The organism is Cronobacter universalis NCTC 9529 (assembly GCF_001277175.1).
Taxonomy (GTDB): Bacteria; Pseudomonadota; Gammaproteobacteria; order Enterobacterales; family Enterobacteriaceae; genus Cronobacter; species Cronobacter universalis.
In genome coordinates this window covers 1,345,348-1,364,316 of the sequence record NZ_CP012257.1, presented here as the reverse complement: position 1 = coordinate 1,364,316, position 18,969 = coordinate 1,345,348, and the positions used below count along the sequence as shown (strand labels likewise).

Below are 18,969 nucleotides of genomic sequence, written 5' to 3'. Positions count from 1 at the left end.
GGAGTAATACTATGGCTGTTACTAAGCTGGTTCTGGTTCGTCACGGCGAAAGCCAGTGGAACAACGAAAACCGCTTTACCGGTTGGTACGACGTTGACCTGTCTGAAAAAGGCGTCAGCGAAGCGAAAGCCGCGGGCAAGCTGCTGAAAGACGAAGGCTATAGCTTTGACTTTGCTTATACCTCCGTGCTGAAACGTGCCATCCATACGCTGTGGAACATCCTGGACGGGCTGGATCAGGCCTGGCTGCCGGTTGAAAAATCCTGGAAACTGAACGAGCGTCACTACGGCGCCCTGCAGGGTCTGAACAAAGCCGAAACCGCTGAAAAATACGGTGACGAGCAGGTGAAACAGTGGCGTCGCGGCTTCGCGGTGACTCCGCCGGCGCTGACCAAAGATGACGAGCGTTTCCCGGGCCACGATCCGCGCTACGCGAAACTGAGCGAGCAGGAACTGCCGCTGACCGAAAGCCTGGCGCTGACCATCGATCGCGTTATCCCTTACTGGAATGAAACCATTCTGCCGCGCCTGAAAAGCGGTGAGCGCGTGATTATCGCCGCTCACGGCAACTCCCTGCGCGCGCTGGTAAAATACCTGGATAATATGAGCGAAGAAGAGATTCTTGAGCTGAACATCCCGACCGGCGTGCCGCTGGTGTATGAGTTCGACGAGAACTTCAAGCCGATTAAACACTACTACCTGGGCAATGCTGACGAGATCGCAGCGAAAGCGGCCGCTGTCGCGAACCAGGGTAAAGCGAAGTAATTCGCAACCGTAAGGTGTGCAAAAGGCGTGGTGAAAATCACGCCTTTTTTATTGGCGGGTGCCGTGGCCAGATATGGCGGGTGCGCTGTGCTTACCCGCCCTACAGGACCCTGCCGTTTCGCGTGGGACGGCGGGTGCGCTTTGCTTACCCGCCCTACAACGGTGCGAGAGGTATGTAGGGTGGGTAAGCGTTAGCGCACCCACCTTTTCTTGCAGCTTCTCAGACAGCGACTTAACCGCGGCGCGCTTTCACGGCGTCGGCGAGCTGGCGCAGGATCGCGTCGGTGTCTTCCCAGCCGATGCAGGCATCGGTCACGCTCTTGCCATACACCAGCGGCTCGCCGCTCTCCAGGCTCTGGTTGCCTTCCACCAGATGGCTTTCAATCATGACGCCCATAATGGCGCTCTCGCCGCCGGCGATTTGCGCGCAGACATCCGCGCCGACGTCCATCTGCTTCTTAAACTGCTTGCTGGAGTTGGCATGGCTGAAATCGATCATCACCTGCGGCTTCAGACCCGCTTTCTCAAGACCGGTTTTCACCTCAGCGACGTGCGCCGCGCTGTAGTTCGGCGCTTTACCGCCGCGCAGGATAATATGGCAGTCGCTATTGCCGCTGGTGTTAACGATAGCCGAGTGGCCCCACTTGGTGACCGACAGGAAACAGTGCGGCGCGCTGGCGGCGTTGATGGCGTCAATCGCCACTTTAATGGTGCCGTCGGTGCCATTTTTAAAACCAACCGGACAGGAAAGCCCGGACGCCAGCTCGCGGTGCACCTGCGATTCGGTGGTACGCGCGCCGATAGCGCCCCAGCTCATTAAATCCGCCATATATTGCGGCGTAATCATATCCAGGAACTCACCCGCCGCCGGCAGGCCGGTGTCGTTGATATCCAGCAGCAATTTACGCGCAATCTTCAGTCCCTCGTTGATCTGGAAACTGTTGTCCATATGCGGATCGTTGATAAGCCCCTTCCAGCCCACCGTGGTGCGCGGCTTTTCAAAATAGACGCGCATGACGATTTCCAACTCGTTCTTCAGCGCCTTACGCAGCGGCAGCAGACGCGAGGCATACTCTTTGGCCGCCATCGGATCGTGAATAGAGCACGGACCTATCACCACCAGCAGACGATCGTCGTCGCCATGCAGGATCTGATGAATCGCCTGGCGCGCGGCTGAGACGGTTTCGGCAGCGTTTTCAGTAGCGGGAAATTTTTCCAGGAGTGCGACAGGCGGGAGTAATTCGTTAATACCTTCAATACGTAAGTCGTCGTTCTGATAAGTCATGATGGTTCCAGGAGGCCCTACAGTTTGGTGGTAATGCAATACCCTCAATCTATCTTGTCATGTTAGTAGTGTAAACACGCATTTACACTTCGCACGGAAAATTCCTGGAAGTTAACTTAAAAACGCCAGAAAGTAGCGTAAAGGGAGATCCAGTCTACACTTTTTAATTGTTAGCACTCTGTTTTATACATTTTACCGAATCACCTACTGCCTTTCGGCGATGGTGTGGTTTTTTCGACCGCAACACACACGCTGATCAACTTTTTCGCAGTGCACTGTTGGAAGAAGTTATCCAGCAATAACGACCAGAACAGGAGCATGACTATGAAACTGAATAAACTGACTTCACTCTTTCTGACCGCCACTCTGACTCTGGCCAGCGGCGCGGCGCTTGCCGCCGATTCCGGTTCTTCAACCGGCGGCAGCGACACCGGCTCTGCAAACGCAGCCGCTAACGCAGGCCAGGTAGCGCCTGACGCGAAACAGAATGTCGCTCCGAACGGCGTGGATAACAGCAATATCAATACCTCCGGCACCAACTCCGCAAACAGCGGCGTGAATACCGGCACCGGTACCGCGACTGGCACCTCTTCCGGCACCGCGCACAGCACCAGCGGTGAAGCGGGCGCCACCGGCAGCAGCACGTCCGGTACGACCGGTAGCGTACAGTGTACTGGCGACGCCTGCCCGAGCACCTCTGGCAGTACCTCCCAGTAATCGCGTTTAACGCCTGAATACAAAAGGAGAGCTTCGGCTCTCCTTTATTTTTGCTATTGTGGTAGCGCGCGGTTGCCGCGCAAATAACTGATATTGATAATCACAACAAAAATGTTGAGCGACACACGCTATGGCCCATTCCCATTCTCATACGCACGATCCCCACGAGCATTCTCATTCCTCCAACAGTAACAGCAAACGTCTGCTGATCGCCTTCCTGGTGACCGCCACGTTTATGGTGCTGGAGATTGCCGGCGGCCTGCTTTCCGGCTCGCTGGCGCTGCTGGCCGACGCCGGCCATATGTTTACCGACGCCGCCGCGCTGCTGGTGGCGCTGATGGCCGTGCGCTTCGCACGCCGCAGCCCGAACGCGCGCCATACTTTTGGGTTACTGCGTTTAACCACGCTTGCCGCTTTCGTGAATGCGCTGGCGCTGCTGGTGATTACCGCGATTATCGTCTGGGAGGCTGTCGCGCGCTTTATTACGCCGCAACCCGTGGCGGGCGCGCCGATGCTCGGTATCGCCGTGGCGGGGCTGGTGGCGAATCTGCTGTCATTCTGGATCCTGCACCGCGGCAGCGATGAGAAAAACATGAACGTGCGCGCCGCGGCGCTGCATGTGCTAGGCGATCTGCTGGGGTCCGTCGGCGCGATTGCGGCGGCGGTGATTATTCTCTGGACGGGCTGGACGCCGATCGACCCTATTCTCTCGATTCTGGTCTCATGCCTCGTGCTGCGTAGCGCCTGGCGGCTGCTTCAGGAGAGCATGAATGAACTGCTGGAAGGCGCGCCCCGGGCGGTGGATGTGGATCAACTGCGCCGCAGGCTGGTACGCGAAATCCCGGAAGCGCGCGACGTACATCATGTGCATCTGTGGCTGGTAGGAGAAAAACCGGTGATGACGCTGCATGTGCAGGTGATCCCGCCGCACGATCATGACGCCCTGATGGCGAGCATTCACGATTATCTGCGCCATCACTACCAGATAGCCCACGCGACGGTACAGCTTGAATACCAGTCTTGCAGCGTTAAAGACTGCGATTTGAATGCCGGGGACGCCACACCGCACGCCCACGGCCATTCACATTAGTGAGACAGCGCGCGCGAGCCCCGCTCGTACGCCGCTTTGATCCACATCCGGCTGCCGTTGAGCGCGATAAACGTCAGGATCAGATACTCCAGCGACATCGCATAGACGCCCTGGCGGGCGAAAATCACCACGCTAATCACGTTAATGATGACCCACAGCAGCCAGTTTTCGACATATTTACGGGTCATCAGGATCATCGCCACTACGGACAAGACCGTCATGCAGGAATCCCAGAACGGGAAAGCGTCCGGCTGAAGCTGCGGCGCCGTCACGTTAAGCCCGACTGCGTGCATTCCCTGCACCGCAATGCGGGTCAGGAAGGCAAACACGGGATCGATCCAGAGCGTCATTAACCCAATCGCCACCACGCAGACCGCCAGCCAGCCGAAGGCTTTCGGGCGCGGCAGCCAGCGGATGTGCAACGCCGCCTGGTTATCGCTGCTCTGGCGCGACCACGCGTACCAGCCGTAAATATTCGCCACAAAGAAAAAGACCTGTAAGAGCAGGCTCGCATAGAGCTGGATCTGGAAGAAAATAATCGCAAACAGCGTGACGTTGATTAAGCCGAACACGTAGTTAACGATTTTCTCAAGGCTCGCCAGCCAGATGCACAGCAGTCCCGCGAGCGTGCCGATGGCTTCGATCCATGATAACGAATACCCGCCCTCGCCAAGCGGAATATGCACCAGAATGTTTTGTACGCTAAAAAAATCCATATTATCCCCGAAGCGTAAAATCCTTACGCGTTTCCTTTAACCGAAAGACGAAGTGTAGCCGCAAAATCCAGCATGCGGTTAAGCGGCGTTAACGCGGCTTCTCGCAGGCCTGCGTCGACATGAATCTCATGAGCCGCGCCGCCATGCTCCAGCGCCTCTGCGATGGCCTGAAGGCCATTCATCGCCATCCACGGACAGTGCGCGCAGCTGCGGCAGGTCGCGCCCTCGCCTGCGGTCGGCGCCTCAAGCAGCGTTTTTTCCGGGCAGGCCTGCTGCATTTTGTAAAAGATGCCGCGATCGGTCGCCACAATCAGCTGCGGGTGCGGCAGCGTTCTGGCGGCGTTAATGAGCTGGCTCGTGGAGCCAACGGCATCGGCCATATCGACAATCGCCTGCGGCGACTCAGGGTGCACCAGCACGGCGGCGTCCGGGTAGAGCGCCTTCATACGCGCCAGCGCCTGCGTTTTGAACTCATCATGCACGATGCACGCGCCCTGCCAGCAGAGCACATCTGCGCCGGTCTGCTTTTGCACATAGCGGCCCAGGTGGCGGTCCGGCGCCCAGATGATTTTCTCACCGAGACTGTCGAGATGTTCAATCAGCTCAACGGCGATGCTGGATGTCACCACCCAGTCGGCGCGGGCTTTTACCGCCGCCGAGGTATTGGCGTACACCACCACGGTGCGATCCGGATGGCTGTCGCAAAATGCGGCGAACTCTTCTTCCGGGCAGCCGAGATCCAGCGAGCACTCCGCCTGTAGCGTCGGCATCAGAATGGTTTTTTCAGGACTTAAGATTTTGGCGGTCTCGCCCATAAAGCGCACGCCCGCGACCAGCAGCGTGGTGGCGGGGTGATTCGCGCCAAAACGCGCCATCTCGAGCGAGTCAGAAATGCAGCCGCCCGTCTCTTCGGCCAGCGCCTGGATCTCCGGGTCGGTGTAGTAGTGCGCCACAATGACCGCATTGCGTTCTTTAAGGAGACGCTTAATTTTTTCGCGGTAAACGGCTTTCTCGTCCGCACTCAGCGGCGCGGGCTTTGGCGGGAATGGATAAATTGCGGCTTCGGGATCGAACATTACACTCATTTGCACCATCTCGTTTTTTGCACTTAACTAAAGCCGCGTTACTGAGCCGTTGAAAGCCACCTGGCAGCTTCATTTGTTTTATATGCTAAACAAGATAGCGGATTGCTCGGGAAAAGTCACAGGAAAAGGTGGCGTGGGATGCGCATGGCGCATCATCGGATGAAAGAGGTGAGCAAGCGTATGGCGGGAAGCATTTTGCAGCGTGCGGATGAGTGTGGATGAGGTTACGTCTGAAAAGCAAAAAGGCGCCTTTAGGGCGCCTTTTTACACTGGTGTGTCGTGCAGGATGACTCGCTTCGCTCGCCCTTCGGGCCGTTGCTTCGCAACGTTATCCTTCACATATCGCCTCTGTTTCTACATCAGGCGATGGTGGGTCGTGCAGGATTCGAACCTGCGACCAATTGATTAAAAGTCAACTGCTCTACCAACTGAGCTAACGACCCCTTTCGGGAACGGCTTTCTTTCAGAGTGAGGCCGTGGAAGATAAATGCTGTTGTACAACGTTATCCTTCACACCTTCTGTTAACACCCACGCTTTCAGTGGTGGGTCGTGCAGGATTCGAACCTGCGACCAATTGATTAAAAGTCAACTGCTCTACCAACTGAGCTAACGACCCATACGGGTGTTATCTGAAAGATTTACTGCTTTACCAACAAAAGCGTTGGTGGGTCGTGCAGGATGACTCGGCTTCGCCTCGCCCTTCGGGCCGTTGCTTCGCAACGTTATCCTTCACGATATCGCACATGTTTTCACATGAAGCGTTGGTGGGTCGTGCAGGATTCGAACCTGCGACCAATTGATTAAAAGTCAACTGCTCTACCAACTGAGCTAACGACCCGAGTGGTGGGTGATGACGGGATCGAACCGCCGACCCCCTCCTTGTAAGGGAGGTGCTCTCCCAGCTGAGCTAATCACCCGATACTACGCTGGTTTACTGCGTGTGGTCAGTCGTGGAGGGGATAAAATCTTAACGAAGCGTGTTGCCACGTTGCCTTCACGATATCGCTCATTGAAACCACCTGAGCGAGTGGTGGGTCGTGCAGGATTCGAACCTGCGACCAATTGATTAAAAGTCAACTGCTCTACCAACTGAGCTAACGACCCACATTTTCGCCACCGCGGGTTTGTTTCGTATCCCGTGGCAACGGCGGCATATATTACTGATTTAAGATTCTGACGCAACAAAAATTTCGAGGCAGATCACTTAACTGCTTACGTTTCATGCGGCAAGACCAGAAATAATACGTTATCTGGTCAAGCCGCATGCATTACATCGCATTCAGACGTTTTTGCGCCTGCTTTGCGCCTTCGGAGCCAGGATATTTGGAGATAACCTGCTGATAAACGGCCTTCGCTTTCGCGGTGTCGCCTTTATCCTGCATGATTACGCCAACCTTAAACATCGCATCCGCCGCTTTTGGTGATTTGGGATAGTTCTTCACCACCGAAGCGAAGTAATACGCCGCGTCATCCTTCTTACCTTTGTTGTAATTCAGCTGGCCGAGCCAGTAATGGGCATTCGGCTGGTAAGTGGAATCCGGGTATTGCTTAATGAAATTGGAAAACGCGGTGATGGCTTCATCCTGACGGGATTTATCCTGCACCAGCGCGATAGCTGCGTTGTAATCGGTATTGGCATCCCCGCTTTGCGTCGGCGCGCTGGCTGCGGGCGCGGAGGCCCCGGCGTCCGGTGTGGCTTGCGCCGCGCCGTTTTGCGCCTGATCGCCGCTCTGCGCCGCGGCCGCTCCGCCATTGCCATTAGTCAGACTGTCCATCTGCAGCAAAATCTGCTTTTGACGTTCCACAATCTGGTTAAGCTGATACTGATTTTCCTGAATCTGACCGCGCAGGGCATCAATATCGGACTGGTTATCGGAGAGCTGCTGCTGAAGCTGGGTTAAAAGCTGACTGTGAGCGTTGGAAATACGCTCGAGTTGAACGACACGGTCTTCGACCGAGCCTGAGCCGACATCACTGATTGGCGCCTGGGCATTAGCGGCCCAGGGGGCCGCTACGCCAACCAGTAACGACAGACCCAACAGGTGATGTCTGAAGTTACTGATCATGCAATTCTCTTAGTAAACCAGTACGGCGCGACGGTTTTTGGCATATGCCGCTTCGTCGTGACCCAGTACTGCAGGTTTTTCTTTACCGTAAGAAACGATGGAGATCTGGTCAGCAGAAACGCCTTTGCCCTGCAGGTACATCTTAACGGCGTTAGCACGACGCTCGCCCAGGGAGATGTTGTACTCCGGGGTGCCGCGCTCATCCGCGTGACCTTCAACGGTCACTTTGTAAGACGGGTTGCTACGCAGGAAGTTAGCGTGCGCATCCAGCATTGCAGCGAAGTCAGAACGGATGTCGTACTTGTCCAGATCGAAGTAAACGATGTTGTTCTGCTGCAGCTGCTGCATCTGCAGACGCGCCTGCTCTTCAGAAGACATGTTGCCGCCGTTGCCGTTCATACCAGTGCCGGCACCCAGCATGCCTTCGCCGCTCTGGTCATTGCTGGCGTTCTTGTTAGAAGAACACGCCGCGATTGCCATAACAGGCAGAGCGATCATCAGCCCTTTCAGCACTTTGTTCAGTTGCATTTCTTTGATTCCTTTAGTAATCAATTAATTATTATTACAGATACGGCGACCAGGCAGGGAATTTAACCTGTCCATCAGTTGCCGGAAGACGCGCTTTGAAACGCCCATCTGTAGAAACCAGGTTCAGCACGGATCCCATCCCCTGAGAAGAGCTGTAGATAACCATAGTGCCGTTAGGTGCCAGACTTGGCGTTTCATCCAGGAACGTTGACGACAGAGTCTGCACGCCACCCGTTACCAGATCCAGTTTAGCGATGTTCTGAGCGCCGCCATTGGAGCTCACCATCACCATAAATTTACCGTCAGAGCTTACGTCAGCATCCTGGTTCTGAGAACCTTCCCAGGTCACGCGCTGCGGCGCACCGCCGTTGATGTTGACTTTATAAACCTGCGGACGACCGGCCTGGTCAGAGGTATAGGCCAGCGTCTGGCTGTCCGGATACCAGGTCGGTTCGGTGTTGTTGCTGCGACCGTCAGTTACCTGGCGGATCTGGCCGGAGCCGATATCCATCACGTACAGGTTCAGGCTGCCGGTTTTAGAGAGCGCGAAGGCCAGTTTGCTGCCGTCCGGCGAGAAGGCCGGCGCACCGTTGTGACGCGGGAACGAGGCCACCTGACGCACGGCGCCGTTAGACAACGTCTGGATAACCAGCGCAGAACGACCGCTTTCAAAGGTCACGTAAGCGACCTTGCTGCCATCCGGCGACCAGGCCGGAGACATCAGCGGCTGCGGTGAGCGGTGAACCACAAACTGGTTGTAGCCGTCGTAGTCAGAGACGCGCAGTTCGTACGGGAACTGGCCGCCGTTGGTCTGAACCACGTAAGCGATACGGGTGCGGAAAGCGCCTTTGATGCCGGTCAGCTTCTCAAACACTTCGTCGCTTGCGGTATGGCCTGCGTAACGCAGCCACTGCTTGTTCACTTTGTAGGAGTTCTGCGCGAGCACGGTGCCCGGCGCGCCGCCAGTGTCGACCAGCTGATACGCCACGGTATAGCTGCCGTCGCCGTTCGGCGTCACCTGCCCTACCACGACCGCGTCAATACCGAGCGCAGACCATGCCGCCGGCTGAACTTCCTGCGCGGAAGCGGGCTGCTGCGGCAGACGGGAGCGATCGAGCGGGTTGAATTTACCGCTGTTGCGCAGATCCGCCGCCACGATGCCGCCGATATCTTCAGGCGCGGCGCCCGGGCCTGCCCACTTGAACGGCACCACCCCAATCGGACGCGCCGAGTCAACCCCCTGGGTTATCTCGATGCGTACTTCTGCGTGCAGCACGGCTGCCCACAGCATCAGAAAACTAAATGCTAAACGTAATGCCTGCTTCATCATATCTCCCTTATCTGGACGTCAAAGCCCACGATAATTTAGCAGAATGTTAACAAACTCAAAGATAGACAACCACATCGCACGCCGGCTTAAACCGGACAGTGAAGCCCGGTTTTACCGGAAATCACTGCGGTTTGAAAAGCAATGGCGCGTTTTTAAAGACTTCATAAACAGCCTGGCTTGGCGGTTTAGGAATCTTAGCCTGTCGGGCGGCGGAAATGGCTGCCTGGCAAAGCGCAGGATCGCCCCCTTCCGACTGGATATCCAGCAGTAAGCCGTCCGGTGCAAGCTTAATACGCAGCGTACAGGTTTTTCCTGAATACGACGACGCATCATAGAACTTGCTTTCAATGGCGGACTTTATCTGCGAGGCGTAGCCATTGATTTCAGCGCCGCTGGCACCGTTGTTCTTACTATTACCGCTCCCCGCCGGCGCTGCATTACTGCCTTTCGCCCCGCCGCCGGTTTTCGGCGCATTCTTACCTGAGCTGAGATCGCCAAGCAGATCGTCGACGCCTTCCGCTGCGGCCGCTTTTTCTGCAGCGGCTTTCGCGGCTGCGGCTTTCTTCGCCGCGGCTTTTTCTGCCGCCGCTTTCTTGTCGGCAGCGGCTTTCTCTGCGGCCGCTGCTTTTTCCGCGGCCGCTTTTTCCGCTGCGGCGGCTTTCTTCTCGGCCGCCGCTTTTTCCGCTGCCGCTTTCTCAGCCGCCGCGGCTTTTTCAGCGGCGGCTTTTTCGGCTGCGGCTTTCTTCGCAGCCTCGGCTGCCGCTTTCTTCTCGGCGTCCTGCTGCGCTTTTTTCGCCGCATCAGCGGCCGCTTTTTTCTCTGCCTCTTCCTGCGCTTTCTTCGCGGCGGCAGCGGCTTTAGCGGCCTCTGCCTGCGCTTTTTTCTGCGCGTCGGCAGCGGCTTTCTTCGCGGCTTCTTCAGCGGCTTTCGCCTGGGCGTCAGCTTTCGCTTTGGCGTCTGCTGCGGCTTTGGCTGCCGCCTCTTCCGCCTGTTTCTGCTGCTCCTGCGCGCGCTTCGCGGCTTCTTCAGCCTGTTTCTGCTGTTCAGCCTGCTGCTGCGCTTTCTCCTGCGCCTCAAGGCGCTCCTGCTCAAGCTTTTTCAGGCGCTCCTGTTCGGCGGCCTGTTTCTCGCGCAGTTCTTCCGCCTGCTGCTGCGCCTGTTTCTCGCGCTGCTCGGCGGCTTGTTTAGCGCTTGCCTGCTGTTGCTGCTGGCGGTTGTACTGCTGCACTACCGCGCCGGGATCGACCATCACGGCGTCGATAGCCGATCCGCCGCCGCCGCCCGCTGCGTCTTCACTGATATGCTCATCGAACGAGCTCCAGATCAGCAGCGCAATCAGCAACACATGCAGCACGACGGAAATGATGATCGCGCGTTTCAGCTTATCGTTTTGTTCGGTTGCCTTTGCCACTCTCGGTTTCCAAAACTTGTAGCCCTGTCAGGCAGTGGATCAGATAGGCTGCGTCATTAAGCCGACAGATTTTACGCCCGCCTGATGTAACAGGTTCAGCGCTTTAATAATCTCGTCGTAAGGAACCTCTTTGGCGCCACCGATTAAAAAGACGGTCTTCGGATTCTCCTGCAGACGACGCTGCGCCTCGGCAACAATCTGCTCAGCAGGCAGCTGATCCATACGGTCTTTTTCCACCACCACGCTGTACTGGCCCACGCCGGAGACTTCAATAATCACCGGCGGGTTGTCATTGCTGCTGACGGTCTGGGAATCCGTGGCGTCCGGCAAATCCACTTCCACGCTCTGGGTGATGATGGGGGCCGTCGCCATAAAAATCAGCAGCAGCACCAGCAGCACGTCCAGTAACGGGACGATGTTGATTTCAGATTTCAGATCACGACGACCACGTCCACGTGTTCTGGCCATGACTTACCCCTTGTTGCTTTCGCTTGTACTGGTGCTGGTGAAAGCCTGACGATGCAGGATAGCCGTGAACTCTTCCATAAAGTTGTCGTAATTAAGCTCCAGCTTGTTCACGCGCTGGTTCAGACGGTTATAGGCCATGACCGCCGGAATAGCCGCGAACAGACCGATCGCCGTGGCGATAAGCGCTTCCGCGATACCCGGAGCCACCATCTGCAGCGTCGCCTGTTTCACAGCACCCAGCGCGATAAAGGCGTGCATGATCCCCCACACGGTGCCGAACAGACCGATGTACGGGCTGATGGAACCTACGGTGCCGAGGAAAGGAATATGCGTTTCGAGGGTTTCAAGCTCGCGGTTCATCGAGATACGCATCGCGCGCGACGCCCCTTCGACAATCGCTTCCGGCGCATGGCTGTTGGCGCGATGCAGACGGGCGAACTCTTTAAATCCGGCGTAGAAGATCTGCTCGGAGCCGGAGAGGTTTTCGCGACGCCCCTGGCTCTCCTGATACAGGCGAGAGAGCTCAATGCCCGACCAGAATTTATCTTCAAAGGCTTCCGCTTCGCGCGACGCGGCATTGAGGATGCGCGTTCGCTGAATGATGATGGCCCAGGACGCGATTGAAAAACCAATCAAAATCAACATGATAAGTTTGACCAGAAGACTTGCCTTCAGGAACAAATCAAGGATATTCATGTCAGTCACTGCTTGAACTCCGCGACAATAGACTTGGGAAGCGCACGAGGCTTCATTAAGAGTGGATCAACGCAGACAATCAACACCTCGGCTTCATTGAGGAGCTGGTTTTCCGCGTTAACAATCCGTTGCCTGAACACCATGGAGGTGCCACGCAGCGTTGTAATTTCGGTCTGGACTTCGAGCATATCGTCGAGTCGGGCAGGCGCAAGATACTCAAGCGACATCCTGCGAACCACAAAGGCTACTCGCTCCGCCAGTAAATCTTGCTGACTAAAATGGTGGTGGCGCAGCATCTCTGTGCGTGCTCTTTCATAAAAGGCGACGTAACTGGCGTGGTAAACCACACCACCGGCGTCGGTGTCTTCGTAATAGACACGAACCGGCCATCGAAACAGCGTTGTGCTCACTCTACATCCCGGTAATGCAAATAAACGCTGCTACTATACGCAAGTGAATGTGGGTTGGGAATGGGGAGAAGTAAACGGAGAGTAAATATTTATGGGCTCCGGAAAGCCCACAGAAACAGAGGCGTTGGCGCGTTCAGCCGAAGAAAAAAATCAGCCCCGCCAGCATCACCAGAAAGGCGATCGGCGGACAGAAAATTCCCTGCCAGTGTACGGCGCGAAGACGAAAACCCACGCCGTGAATCACACCCGCGCAGACGGCCCACATCAGGAACAAGCCCTGCCAGATTGCAAGGCCGCTGGTCTTCGCCGCGAAGCGCGACGGGTCCCAGAATATGCAACCGGCCAGCACCAGCGCCATGATTAAGGAAAGAGCCCTTAGCGGGCTCTTATCCATCAGCGCGTAAAGCGCGGTGATGAGGCGTTTCATCACGACTCGACTTTACCAGCTTTGGTCGCTTCGACATGCTCAAGCGCCAGCGCGGTAATGACCCCGAAAGCACAGGCAAGAAGCGTTCCGAGAATCCAGGCGAAATACCACATAGTCAGCTCCTTATTAGTACAGAGAATGCGTGTTGCTTTCGATATGCTCTTTGGTGATACGACCAAACATTTTCCAGTAACACCAGGTGGTGTAGAGCAAAATAATCGGTACGAACACCGCGGCGACATAGGTCATCACGGTCAGCGTCAGCTGGCTGGAGGTCGCGTCCCACATCGTCAGGCTGGCGTTCAGCATGGTGCTGGACGGCATGATGAACGGGAACATCGCGATACCGGCAGTCAGGATAACGCAGGCCAGCGTCAGAGAAGAGAATACAAACGCCCAGGCGCCTTTCTCCAGACGCGACGCCAGCACGGTCAGCAGCGGCAGCACCACGCCCAGCGCAGGGATCGCCCACAGCGCCGGCATCTTATTAAAGTTAGCAAACCAGGCGCCCGCCTGACGAACCACTTCTTTATTCATCGGGTTAGAGGCCGCACGCGGATCGATGGCAGAGGTCACCACATAACCGTCAATCCCGTACATCACCCAGACGCCCGCCAGTACAAAGCAGACCATCATCACCAGGGCTGAGATCTGCGCGGTGGCGCGGGAGCGCAGATGCAGCTCGCCGGTGGTACGCATTTGCAGATAAGTCGCGCCCTGGGTCAGGATCATCGCCACGCTCACAACACCTGCCAGCAGGCCAAACGGGTTCAGCAGCTGGAAGAAGTTGCCGGTGTAGAACATGCCCTGATATTTATCGAAGTGGAACGGCACGCCCTGCAGCAGGTTGCCGAACGCCACGCCAATCACCAGTGGCGGCACGAAGCTACCGGCAAACACGCCCCAGTCCCACATGTTGCGCCAGCGCATATCTTCAATTTTCGAACGGTAGTCAAAACCGACCGGACGGAAGAACAGCGAAGCGAGCACCAGGATCATCGCGACATAAAAACCGGAGAACGCGGCGGCATACACCAGCGGCCAGGCCGCGAACAGCGCGCCGCCTGCGGTGATAAGCCATACCTGGTTGCCGTCCCAGTGCGGCGCGATGGAGTTAATCATCACGCGGCGCTCGGTGTCGGTGCGTCCCAGGATGCGGGTCAGCATGCCGACCCCCATATCAAAACCATCGGTGACCGCAAAACCAATCAGCAGAATGCCGACCAGCAGCCACCAGACCAAACGCAGTACTTCATAATCGATCATTTTACGTCTCCTCGATTAGCGTGCCGGCTGAGAAGCCACAGTGGACTGCTCGAAGTGGTAGCGACCCGTTTTCAGGCTGCTCGGCCCCAGGCGGGCGAATTTGAACATCAGGAACAGTTCCGCCACCAGGAAGAGCGTGTACAGGCCGCAGATCAGCACCATAGAGAAGAGGATGTCGCCCGCAGACAGGTTAGAGTGCGCGACCGCGGTCGGCAGCACTTCGCCGATAGCCCACGGCTGACGGCCATATTCGGCCACAAACCAGCCCGATTCCACCGCGATCCACGGCAGCGGAATGCCGTAAAACGCCGCTCGCAGGAGCCATTTTTTATCGCCGATACGGTTACGGATAACCGACCAGAACGACGCGCCGATAATCAGCAGCATCAGGATGCCGCACAGCACCATGATACGGAAGGAGAAGTACAGCGGCGCCACGCTCGGAATAGAATCCTGCGTCGCTTTCTGGATCTGCGCTTCGGTCGCTTGAGCCACGTTATCGGTATAACGCTTCAGCAGCAGGCCGTAGCCGAGGTCTTTCTTCACGCTGTTAAATTCGTCGCGAAGCGCCTGGTCGTTCGAGCCTGAACGCAGTTGCTCCAGCAGCGCGTAGGCTTTCATCCCGTTACGGATGCGCGCTTCATGCTGCACCAGCAGATCTTTAAGACCAATCACCGGCGTATCCACAGAGCGGGTGGCGATAATGCCAAGCGCGTAAGGGATCTGAATCGCGAAGCGGTTTTCCTGGGTTTTCTGATCCGGGATACCAAACAGCGTAAACGCGGCCGGCGCCGGCTGGGTTTCCCACTCGGCTTCGATAGCGGCCAGTTTGGTTTTCTGTACGTCGCCCATTTCGTAACCGGATTCATCACCCAGCACGATAACGGAAAGCACCGCCGCCATGCCGAAGCTCGCCGCGATAGCGAAAGAGCGTTTGGCGAAAGCGAAGTCGCGGCCTTTGAGCATGTACCACGCGCTGATGCCCAGAATGAACATCGCGCCGGTGCAGTAGCCTGCGGCCACGGTGTGAACGAATTTCACCTGCGCGACCGGGTTCAGCACCAGCTCGGAGAAGCTCACCATCTCCATGCGCATGGTTTCGAAGTTGAAATCAGACGCGATCGGGTTCTGCATCCAGCCGTTCGCCACCAGGATCCACAGTGCGGAGAGGTTGGAGCCCAGCGCCACCAGCCAGGTGACGGCCATGTGCTGCACTTTGCTCAGACGATCCCAGCCGAAGAAAAACAGGCCGACGAAGGTCGATTCAAGGAAGAATGCCATCAGGCCTTCGATAGCCAGCGGGGCACCGAAGATATCGCCTACATAGTGTGAATAGTAAGACCAGTTAGTCCCGAACTGGAACTCCATGGTCAAGCCGGTCGCCACGCCCAGTGCGAAGTTGATACCAAACAACTTGCCCCAGAACTTGGTCATGTCTTTATAGATTTGTTTACCAGAGAGGACGTAGACCGTTTCCATAATGGCCAGCAGGAACGCCATACCAAGCGTCAGCGGCACAAAAAGGAAGTGGTACATCGCGGTCAAGGCAAACTGTAAGCGCGACAGTTCGACTATATCTAACATCTTGACTCCTTGCTCCTCGCATGAAGACTTCGAGCGTGGCCCTTTTTAAAGCGCCACAACGCATGCCCCAATACCAATGACATTTGCTCCCGTCAGCCTTGCTTAAATCACTGCGTGTATTTGTGAAAAAGTAATGGCGAAAGGTTACAAATAAGTTAAAAGAATTCCAAATTGATTCGGCGAATATTTTACGCTGCAATCCAGGGATAATAAATAGATTTACACATCCCTTTATTTGCGTTTTACGACGGCGATCAATTTATACCCAAATCGCCGCCTGGACGCCAGATTGATCGACCGCAATTTAGCGCTTTCTCACGCTTTTTTTCAAGCTAAAAACTTTGATTAAAATCAGTTTTTGTACCCATTGTTAATTATGTTTCACCCCTAACGGGTTAAGTAAAAATAATGTTAACGATAAGTATTTTTTTAACGCAGGGCGGGTTATGAAAGAGATACAAATAATTAATCCATGTTATTTTAGCTAACCACAATACGAGATATTAATCACACCTCCCTGTTAATATCGGCAGTCCAAAACAATTTATTAGATCAGGAATGACAATTTTATTTCACAATTATTTTACTAATTAGCCGTTTTACGGGGTGCCAATGACATTGCTCTTTAGAGAATAAAAATGCCACTCACCGACAATCTTCAGGTGGCGGCATAACAAAAGGTAATAAAGACGCAGTCAAAACGTGCCGTGTCGCAGAAGCGACGTTACACATTCATAACGCATACTCACCGAGATAACGGATAAATCCCCTCTCCTGCCCGCTTTGCTGCACAGAGCGACTGTCATGAAGACCCACACGGTACGATGGTATAACGCCCTCCTGCACGCTAAAAAGCGCGTGTCAGCGCGCGTTGCACAACGGTGAGAAACGTAAGTTTGAATTCCGCCGCAACGTCTTTAAAAGCGACGATTACCCGTTCACGCTGGTGGCGCGCCGCGGGCAATAAAAAAGGCTACCCTCACGAGTAGCCAACCATGTCGAATCTTATTATCGGGTGGTTTAACCTCCCACCCACGAGGTAAGACGTTTACTTCAGGATGGTTTTCAGCGCGTCGCCGATGTCCGCCAGGCTGCGCACGGTTTTCACGCCTGCCGCTTCCAGCGCCGCGAATTTCTCATCCGCCGTGCCTTTGCCGCCCGCGATGATCGCGCCCGCGTGGCCCATACGCTTGCCTTTCGGCGCGGTCACGCCCGCGATGTAGCCCACGACAGGTTTGGTGACGTGATCTTTAATATACGCCGCCGCTTCTTCTTCCGCGCTGCCGCCGATCTCGCCGATCATTACGATCGCTTCGGTCTGCGGATCTTCCTGGAACAGCTTCAGGATATCGATGAAGTTAGAGCCCGGGATCGGGTCGCCGCCGATACCCACGCAGGTCGACTGACCAAAACCGTAATCGGTGGTCTGTTTAACCGCTTCGTAGGTCAGGGTGCCGGAGCGGGAAACGATGCCCACGCGGCCAGGCTGGTGGATGTGGCCCGGCATGATGCCGATTTTGCACTCGCCAGGGGTGATAACGCCCGGGCAGTTCGGGCCAATCATGCGCACGCCCGCTTCATCCAGCTTCACTTTCACCGTCAGCATATCCAGCGTCGGGATGCCTTCAGTAATGGTGATGATGAGCTTAATGCCTGCGTCGATGGCTTCCAGAATAGAGTCTTTGCAGAACGGCGCCGGAACGTAGATAACGGACGCGGTCGCGCCGGTCGCATCTACCGCTTCGCGCACGGTGTTAAACACCGGCAGTCCCAGGTGCGTGGTGCCGCCTTTGCCTGGCGTTACGCCGCCAACCATCTGGGTGCCGTAGGCGATAGCCTGTTCGGAGTGGAATGTCCCCTGGCTGCCGGTAAAGCCCTGGCAGATAACTTTGGTGTTTTTATCGATCAGAATGGACATTATTTCCCCTCCACAGCAGCAACAACCTGCTGAGCTGCATCCGTCAGACTTTTCGCTGCAATAATATTCAGGCCGCTGTCGGCCAGTTTCTTCGCGCCCAGCTCGGCGTTGTTGCCTTCCAGACGTACGACAACCGGTACGTTCACGCCCACTTCCGCCACCGCGCCGATGATGCCGTCCGCGATCAGGTCGCAGCGCACGATGCCGCCGAAGATGTTAACCAGTACGGCTTTCACTTTGTCATCAGACAGAATGATTTTAAACGCTTCGGTCACGCGCTCTTTGGTCGCGCCGCCGCCCACGTCCAGGAAGTTCGCCGGTTCGCCGCCGTGCAGCTTAACGATATCCATGGTGCCCATCGCGAGGCCCGCGCCGTTCACCATGCAACCGATGTTGCCGTCCAGCGCTACGTAGTTCAGCTCCCACTGCGCCGCCTGCGCTTCGCGCGGATCTTCCTGAGACTGGTCGCGCATTTCACGCAGATCCGGCTGGCGGAACAGCGCGTTGCCGTCAGCGCCCAGCTTGCCGTCGAGGCAGATCAGGTCGCCCTGCGAGGTGATCACCAGCGGGTTGATTTCGATAAGCGCCAGATCGCGCTCCAGGAAAATGTTCGCCAGGCCCATAAAGACTTTGGTGAACTGCTGAACCAGTTTCCCTTCGAGGCCCAGTTTAAAGGCCAGCTCGCGTCCCTGATACGGCATCGGGCCGGTCAGCGGATCGATAGCGACTTTGTGGATCAGGTGCGGGGTTTCTTCCGCCACTTTTTCAATTTCCACGCCGCCTTCGGTAGAGGCCATGAACACCACGCGACGGGAGCCACGGTCAACCACCGCGCCGAGATAGAGTTCTTTCGCGATATCGGTCGCGGCTTCCACCAGAATCTGGTTAACCGGCTGGCCGTTGGCGTCCGTTTGGTACGTCACCAGGCGTTTGCCCAGCCAGTGCTCGGCAAAGGCGCGAATCTCTTCTTTGCTCTTAACGACTTTTACACCGCCCGCTTTACCGCGGCCGCCTGCGTGCACCTGGCATTTCACTACCCACGGGCCGGAGCCGATTTTAGAGGCGGCTTCTTCTGCTTCACGCGGAGTCGAGCAGGCATAACCTACCGGCGTCGGCAGGCCTGATCTGGCAAACAGCTGTTTCGCCTGATATTCGTGTAAGTTCATCTCTTCAGTCCATCAAGAAAAAGCGCATTCACGCTCGGAGT

Annotated in this window: 19 protein-coding genes and 5 tRNA genes; 3 read left to right on the top strand and 21 right to left on the bottom strand. The window is 56.2% G+C overall.

Annotated elements, in window-relative coordinates; all coding sequences use genetic code 11:
- Nucleotides 1-11: 11 nt before the first annotated feature.
- Nucleotides 12-764, top strand: a complete 753-nt coding sequence (gene gpmA, locus AFK65_RS06235) for a 2,3-diphosphoglycerate-dependent phosphoglycerate mutase (protein ID WP_007706899.1) — start codon at nucleotides 12-14, stop codon at nucleotides 762-764.
- 232 nt (nucleotides 765-996) lie between these two features.
- On the opposite strand, the gene aroG is transcribed toward gpmA, so the two are convergent.
- Nucleotides 997-2,049, bottom strand: a complete 1,053-nt coding sequence (gene aroG / locus AFK65_RS06230; protein ID WP_007706891.1) for a 3-deoxy-7-phosphoheptulonate synthase AroG — start codon at nucleotides 2,047-2,049, stop codon at nucleotides 997-999.
- A gap of 324 nt (nucleotides 2,050-2,373) precedes the next feature.
- Here aroG and AFK65_RS06225 point away from each other — a divergent pair, with 324 nt between their 5' ends.
- Entirely contained in the window at nucleotides 2,374-2,766 is a 393-nt protein-coding gene (locus AFK65_RS06225; protein ID WP_007706889.1) for a protein YbgS, read from the top strand.
- 130 nt (nucleotides 2,767-2,896) lie between these two features.
- Nucleotides 2,897-3,856, top strand: a complete 960-nt coding sequence (zitB, locus tag AFK65_RS06220) for a CDF family zinc transporter ZitB (RefSeq protein WP_038857683.1) — start codon at nucleotides 2,897-2,899, stop codon at nucleotides 3,854-3,856.
- Here zitB and pnuC read toward each other — a convergent pair.
- The 20 genes from pnuC to sucC all read right to left on the bottom strand — a co-directional run bounded on the left by pnuC (nucleotide 3,853) and on the right by sucC (nucleotide 18,928).
- Nucleotides 3,853-4,572 carry a nicotinamide riboside transporter PnuC gene (pnuC, locus tag AFK65_RS06215; RefSeq protein ID WP_007706883.1) on the bottom strand — a complete coding sequence of 240 codons (720 nt, stop codon included), beginning with the start codon at nucleotides 4,570-4,572 and terminating at the stop codon, nucleotides 3,853-3,855. The two genes, zitB and pnuC, sit on opposite strands and share 4 nt — an antisense overlap.
- A gap of 23 nt (nucleotides 4,573-4,595) precedes the next feature.
- The gene (nadA, locus tag AFK65_RS06210; RefSeq protein WP_032804417.1) at nucleotides 4,596-5,657 is read right to left on the bottom strand and encodes a quinolinate synthase NadA; all 1,062 of its coding nucleotides are present in this window, start codon (nucleotides 5,655-5,657) and stop codon (nucleotides 4,596-4,598) included.
- Between the two features lie 367 nt (nucleotides 5,658-6,024).
- Nucleotides 6,025-6,100 (bottom strand) — tRNA-Lys (locus AFK65_RS06205).
- 98 nt (nucleotides 6,101-6,198) lie between these two features.
- Nucleotides 6,199-6,274: transfer RNA gene (locus AFK65_RS06200), tRNA-Lys, on the bottom strand.
- Between the two features lie 146 nt (nucleotides 6,275-6,420).
- Nucleotides 6,421-6,496 (bottom strand) — tRNA-Lys (locus AFK65_RS06195).
- A gap of 3 nt (nucleotides 6,497-6,499) precedes the next feature.
- A tRNA-Val gene (locus AFK65_RS06190) sits at nucleotides 6,500-6,575 on the bottom strand.
- A gap of 111 nt (nucleotides 6,576-6,686) precedes the next feature.
- Nucleotides 6,687-6,762, bottom strand: a tRNA-Lys gene (locus tag AFK65_RS06185).
- Between the two features lie 164 nt (nucleotides 6,763-6,926).
- Nucleotides 6,927-7,724 (bottom strand): cell division protein CpoB, encoded by a 798-nt coding sequence (gene cpoB / locus AFK65_RS06180; RefSeq protein ID WP_038857684.1) that lies wholly within the window; start codon nucleotides 7,722-7,724, stop codon nucleotides 6,927-6,929.
- A gap of 9 nt (nucleotides 7,725-7,733) precedes the next feature.
- Entirely contained in the window at nucleotides 7,734-8,252 is a 519-nt protein-coding gene (pal, locus tag AFK65_RS06175) for a peptidoglycan-associated lipoprotein Pal (protein WP_004386751.1), read from the bottom strand.
- A gap of 34 nt (nucleotides 8,253-8,286) precedes the next feature.
- The gene (tolB, locus tag AFK65_RS06170; RefSeq protein WP_032804415.1) at nucleotides 8,287-9,579 is read right to left on the bottom strand and encodes a Tol-Pal system beta propeller repeat protein TolB; all 1,293 of its coding nucleotides are present in this window, start codon (nucleotides 9,577-9,579) and stop codon (nucleotides 8,287-8,289) included.
- A 124-nt stretch (nucleotides 9,580-9,703) separates the two neighbouring features.
- Nucleotides 9,704-10,993: a cell envelope integrity protein TolA gene (tolA, locus tag AFK65_RS06165; protein ID WP_038857686.1), complete on the bottom strand. Its 1,290-nt coding sequence runs from the start codon at nucleotides 10,991-10,993 to the stop codon at nucleotides 9,704-9,706.
- 39 nt (nucleotides 10,994-11,032) lie between these two features.
- Nucleotides 11,033-11,461 carry a colicin uptake protein TolR gene (tolR, locus tag AFK65_RS06160; protein ID WP_004387901.1) on the bottom strand — a complete coding sequence of 143 codons (429 nt, stop codon included), beginning with the start codon at nucleotides 11,459-11,461 and terminating at the stop codon, nucleotides 11,033-11,035.
- Nucleotides 11,462-11,464: 3 nt separating this feature from the next.
- Entirely contained in the window at nucleotides 11,465-12,166 is a 702-nt protein-coding gene (gene tolQ, locus AFK65_RS06155) for a Tol-Pal system protein TolQ (protein WP_007791890.1), read from the bottom strand.
- Nucleotides 12,163-12,567, bottom strand: coding sequence for a tol-pal system-associated acyl-CoA thioesterase (gene ybgC / locus AFK65_RS06150; protein WP_004387903.1), 405 nt, complete (start codon nucleotides 12,565-12,567; stop codon nucleotides 12,163-12,165). The genes tolQ and ybgC overlap by 4 nt, the downstream gene beginning before the upstream one ends.
- A gap of 133 nt (nucleotides 12,568-12,700) precedes the next feature.
- Entirely contained in the window at nucleotides 12,701-12,994 is a 294-nt protein-coding gene (ybgE, locus tag AFK65_RS06145) for a cyd operon protein YbgE (RefSeq protein ID WP_032804414.1), read from the bottom strand.
- The gene (cydX, locus tag AFK65_RS20760) at nucleotides 12,994-13,107 is read right to left on the bottom strand and encodes a cytochrome bd-I oxidase subunit CydX (protein ID WP_007706864.1); all 114 of its coding nucleotides are present in this window, start codon (nucleotides 13,105-13,107) and stop codon (nucleotides 12,994-12,996) included. The genes ybgE and cydX overlap by 1 nt, the downstream gene beginning before the upstream one ends.
- 13 nt (nucleotides 13,108-13,120) lie before the next feature.
- Entirely contained in the window at nucleotides 13,121-14,260 is a 1,140-nt protein-coding gene (cydB, locus tag AFK65_RS06140; protein WP_007706861.1) for a cytochrome d ubiquinol oxidase subunit II, read from the bottom strand.
- A gap of 15 nt (nucleotides 14,261-14,275) precedes the next feature.
- Nucleotides 14,276-15,844, bottom strand: coding sequence for a cytochrome ubiquinol oxidase subunit I (gene cydA, locus AFK65_RS06135; protein ID WP_038857690.1), 1,569 nt, complete (start codon nucleotides 15,842-15,844; stop codon nucleotides 14,276-14,278).
- Nucleotides 15,845-16,892: 1,048 nt separating this feature from the next.
- A complete protein-coding gene (sucD, locus tag AFK65_RS06130) occupies nucleotides 16,893-17,762 on the bottom strand; it encodes a succinate--CoA ligase subunit alpha (RefSeq protein WP_007706855.1) in 870 nt (289 codons plus the stop codon).
- The gene (sucC, locus tag AFK65_RS06125) at nucleotides 17,762-18,928 is read right to left on the bottom strand and encodes an ADP-forming succinate--CoA ligase subunit beta (RefSeq protein ID WP_004385341.1); all 1,167 of its coding nucleotides are present in this window, start codon (nucleotides 18,926-18,928) and stop codon (nucleotides 17,762-17,764) included. The genes sucD and sucC overlap by 1 nt, the downstream gene beginning before the upstream one ends.
- Nucleotides 18,929-18,969 lie beyond the last annotated feature (41 nt).